Here is a 4,160-nt window from a genome sequence, read left to right as displayed (position 1 = left end):
CTTCTGATGGTGGCGGTGCGCGTTGCATCGCTGCCCGGATTACTCTCGACCACAACAATTTTCGGCGTTCGTGAAGAACTTCCCGAAAAGCCCGAGCCGGGCACCGTCGGCCTGGTACTCGCCGAGGGCACCGTGGTCGGTGAATCAGCGATTCCCCCCGGCTATTTCGCCGACCATACCCCACCCGCGCTGTTGATGCTGCACCCGCCGTCGGAAACCATGCCGTCCCTGCCCGAATGCACGGGAGCGGCATCGGGTTGCGTGCTGCTGCCGGGCCTTCCGCATCTGGGGCTGGAGCACCGGGCGGCATGGGTCGAGGCGGAAGCCGACGGGACCGTCACCTCGATGGTCAGTCGGGTCGGCGTGGACCCGATCAGCCATCCCGACACCGCGATTCTGGCGATGCTGCTCGCCGCGTGAGTGACTGGCGTACGCGCTGTCGGGAAGATCGCACGGTCCCGCCGGCCGGGGACGAGTTCCCGCCGGCCGGGGACGAGGCGACGGGAAGCTCGGGTGCCCGCAGCCGCCGGCCGAGGGCGGCCGGGCCATCGCGGCTGGTCAGCGCGCTGGCCGGCGGCGCGGAGCGGCGCACGCGGCCTCTGCCGCAGCGGAGGGCGACGGCGACCAAGGTCCCCGCGTTCATGGAGTCAGCAAATGCGCGTATGACAACGTTGGTTTGCTTGCCGGTTGCCCTGGAAAAGGTTGTTTCCACACGGACCGTTACGAGACCAACAGTACCGTAACCGGCTGCCCGCCCCGCAACGGAATTTGCCTGGTAGAGCGGCAAGAACGGCAGCGAGGCGGCTCACTTTCGACTGCTCGGCGAGGGCCGCGAGTTATCGCGTTTCTGCACTTACGCTATTTATTCGCCATTTGCACTTGGTTGCACGCAAAACACTCGCTACCATGATCAGCAAATCCGCTCGCCGGATTCGTCTGCCAGCCCCTGGAGGTCAGATCAATGAGCAAGACGTTCGCAGCCCGCCTGAACCGCCTGTTCGACACGGTGTATCCCCCAGGCCGCGGACCGCATACGTCGGCGGAGGTCATCGCCGCGCTCAAGGCTGAGGGCGTCACGATGTCCGCTCCCTACCTGTCGCAGCTGCGCTCGGGCAACCGAACAAACCCGTCGTCGACGACGATGGCCGCCCTTGCCAACTTTTTCCGTATCAAGCCTGCATATTTCACCGACGACGACTACTACGAGAGGCTCGACAAAGAGCTGACCTGGCTCGCCAACATGCGAGACGACGGCGTGCGGCGCATTGCGGCGCGCGCGGTCGGGTTGTCGTCGCAGGCCCAAGACGACATCGCCGCGAAGGTTGAGGAGTTGCGCCGCAGGGAGCACCTCGACGATTAGCCGAACCCCGCGTTAGCCGGGCATCCGGCGAAGCTCGGCGGGTTCGCGTTGCAACTCCGGTCCACGTTGCCGCGTCAACTCGCGGTATTGCGACGCAATCTCCAGGATCCACTCACGGTCCGAGTAGGTCTGCGGCTGACGCAGCCAAGCGAGGCCCGGAAACGGCGCCCGGCCACTGGCGTCGCGGCTACCGTCGTAGATCCACCGTGCGACCCCGCGGGCCTGTTCCCACGGGGCCGCGGGCGGCTCTTCGGTGGCGACATCGGCCGACGGGGCGGGCGCGGCCTCCCGCGCCGCGGCCGTGGCCTCCAGGAACAGGGCGTCCGAGATCAGCGACATCCGCTCGGCTACCCGAAAGACAAGCGGACCTCGTGGACGGACGCCGATGCCGACGTCGGGCCAGCGCCGCTCCAGCTCGTGCAGCAGCGGGTCGATGGTGCGAAGCTCACGTCGGGCGCCGAACCAGTCTTCGACGCTGGGCAGCAGCGACCCGCCGGCCACGACCAGCATCGCGCACGCCAGCAACGTGATCGCGGACCCGACCCCGACGAACCGCGTCGTGCCGAAAGCCCGCAGCAGGAAGAAGGCGCTGGCCAGAACGATGAGTGCGGTCCCGATCGTGAACACGAACAGAGCGCGTCCACGGCGGCTCAGGCTGGAGCACCGCATCCCAACCCAGGACACCACGCTGAGTGCGAACAGCACGTACAGCAGCGGCAGAAGCCACGGCAGCGAGGTGTGCGACTTGAGGTTCCGCAGCAGATACACCTGCGGCGCCATCTCGGGCTGTTGGCCGTCGGCGAAGAACAGACCCACACTGATCGCGGCGATCACCGTCGCCACGCCGTAGTGCGCCCAAGCCAGCCGCCGCGTCACGGCGGGCTTGTGCGTCGACGCGACGGTCAGGATCATCACGCAGCTGGCTGCTGCGCACAGCGTCAACGCGACCTGCGAGAACGCGATCGAGATGTTCGGCCAGTGCAGCACGGTGTCGATCAGCAGCGTGAGCGGTTGCCAGTTCAGTGCGGCGACCACGGCCAAGCTTCCGAGTGCCAGCATCATCGCGGCGCTGACCACGGACTGCTTGTTGACCAGGGCCCAGCCGATGCGTAACCCCGTCGCCACCCCGAGCAGCGCGGCGATCACCCAAACGATCAACCAAACGCCTCTCCGAGGCGCACCTGGACAATCGACGAGCGATCAGACGGCAGCCGGCCAAGCCGGTAACCGAGCAGCGCGGCGAAGTCCTCGGCGTCCTGCTCCGCCTCCTCCCCGCTGGGCCCCATGCATCCCGTGCGCTGGTTGAGCATGTATCCGATCAGGTCATCGCTGGCCAGCTCGGTGGTGTCGCGTGCGGCCTGCACCACCGGAATCCCCTCATGTCCGAGGACCAGGTGTCCGAGCTCGTGCGCCAGCGTCCGGTCCCACGCCGGCAGGCCCTTCTGGATCAGGAACACGTCGTGATCGGCGTACTGCCGCCACTGACCGCACACACCGGGCGGCAGGTCGGCCATCTCGATCTCGATCCGCCGACCACGGTCGACACTGACCGCCTCGACCAATCGGAGGATCGAAACCTCCCCCCGGCGGGGAGCCAAGTCGAGCACTGCTGACACCGCACCGGCAACTCTGCGGCTGGCAGGCATACGAGTCCTCTCCACTTGTCGGTCACCGGTCCGGGCAACCCGACGTAACCCGCAGGGCCTAGTGGAGGAAGCGCGCTATGCCCTCAGTTCGAACCAAGTGACCGGCCTTGGCCTGTCGATATCCAATGAAACCCCCGCCCGCCGTCAACAGCAATATGCCGCCGACTCCCGGCAAGGCGAGGGCGGCCATCTGCGTCACCCCCGCGGTTCGTAGGTAATCACTGTAGCCAGTCCGGAAACCGGACGACAGGCCGACGTCGTGGCCGACCTCGCCCGGCATCGGCTCGAGCGGCTCGTTCTTCACCTCGGCGGGTGCCCCGGGCGTCCCGCGGGGCAGCTCGACGCGCGGGCCGGGGCCGACGCCGCCGACCGCAGGCTCGGGCGGCACGACCAAGGGCAGCGTCAACACCGGCGGTCCGGCTTCCGGTGCAGGGGCCTCCGCTGGTCCTGCCGTCGCACCGATAATGTCGGGCTCGACCGGGCCCGGTTGAGGCTGCTGCGGTGGGCCCGGCGTGATCACCGGCGGCGGCCGCCGGCCGTGGTGTCGCGACGGACCACTGCCGCTGCCGGGAGGCGGGGTGCCGACTCCCCCGTCCCCGCCGTTGCCGCCGTCGTCGCAGGGATCGTGGGCGCCGGAGCCGTCGCCCTGCCCGGGTTTGTCTCCCCCGGGTTTGTTTCCCCCGGGTTTGTCTCCCCCGGGTTTGTCTCCCCCGGGCCACTGGCCGGGACGGCGCTGGCCCGGGTTGTCGCCCCGCTGCGGGCTCGTGGTTCCCTCCGTGACGCCGGTCGTCTTGTCGCGGTTGAGGCCGCCGCCACTGCCGGGATGGGAGCCGCCGCCGTCATGTTGGCCGACGCCACCGGTGTCGGCCAGAGCGGCGACAAGGCCGGGACCACCGACCAGCAAGCCGCCGACGATGACGCAGGCAGCCGCCGCGTACTGCAGGCCCGAGCGGTCCACAATCTCCTTCACAACACCCGCGACGCCATTGCCCGCCGGCGCGCCCCGTGTTGCGCCATTGTCGCATATCGGCTATGTCCCGATTGCTCCCATCAGCAGAAAGCAAGGGGTTTGCCCACGGGCGTTAGTGTTGTCCACAATCGCGATGCGCCGACGAAATAACCGGGAGGCAAGCCGGGATGGGCCTGTTCACCAA

Annotated in this window: 5 protein-coding genes; 2 read left to right on the top strand and 3 right to left on the bottom strand. The window is 68.2% G+C overall.

Annotated features, from left to right (window positions below; genetic code table 11):
• A partial coding sequence (locus VKG81_RS08740; RefSeq protein ID WP_324395527.1) for a peptidase occupies nt 1–420 on the top strand: 420 nt, incomplete at its 5' end.
• A 541-nt stretch (nt 421–961) separates the two neighbouring features.
• Nucleotides 962–1,360, top strand: a complete 399-nt coding sequence (locus VKG81_RS08735) for a transcriptional regulator (RefSeq protein WP_324395525.1) — start codon at nt 962–964, stop codon at nt 1,358–1,360.
• Nucleotides 1,361–1,372: 12 nt separating this feature from the next.
• Here the strand turns inward: VKG81_RS08735 and VKG81_RS08730 are convergent, their stop codons facing one another.
• Genes VKG81_RS08730 through VKG81_RS08720 form a run of 3 tightly spaced genes read right to left on the bottom strand, consistent with a single transcriptional unit; the run spans nt 1,373 to nt 3,976 of the window.
• Nucleotides 1,373–2,518 carry a hypothetical protein gene (locus VKG81_RS08730; RefSeq protein WP_324395523.1) on the bottom strand — a complete coding sequence of 382 codons (1,146 nt, stop codon included), beginning with the start codon at nt 2,516–2,518 and terminating at the stop codon, nt 1,373–1,375.
• Entirely contained in the window at nt 2,515–3,006 is a 492-nt protein-coding gene (locus VKG81_RS08725) for a DUF955 domain-containing protein (protein ID WP_324395521.1), read from the bottom strand. The genes VKG81_RS08730 and VKG81_RS08725 overlap by 4 nt, the downstream gene beginning before the upstream one ends.
• Before the next feature lie 58 nt (nt 3,007–3,064).
• Complete coding sequence (locus VKG81_RS08720; RefSeq protein WP_324395519.1) at nt 3,065–3,976, bottom strand: hypothetical protein; 912 nt, start codon at nt 3,974–3,976, stop codon at nt 3,065–3,067.
• Between the last annotated feature and the right edge of the window lie 184 nt (nt 3,977–4,160).

This window comes from Mycobacterium sp. (assembly GCF_035314905.1).
In the GTDB taxonomy this organism is placed as follows: Bacteria; Actinomycetota; Actinomycetes; order Mycobacteriales; family Mycobacteriaceae; genus Mycobacterium.
This window is presented reverse-complemented; position numbering and strand designations above follow the sequence as displayed.

Excerpts from the sequence above, each read along its gene's own strand:
- VKG81_RS08735 (WP_324395525.1), top strand. The coding sequence starts at position 962 with ATGAGCAAGACGTTCGCAGCCCGCCTGAACCGCCTGTTCGACACGGTG.
- VKG81_RS08725 (WP_324395521.1), bottom strand. The coding sequence starts at position 3,006 with ATGCCTGCCAGCCGCAGAGTTGCCGGTGCGGTGTCAGCAGTGCTCGAC.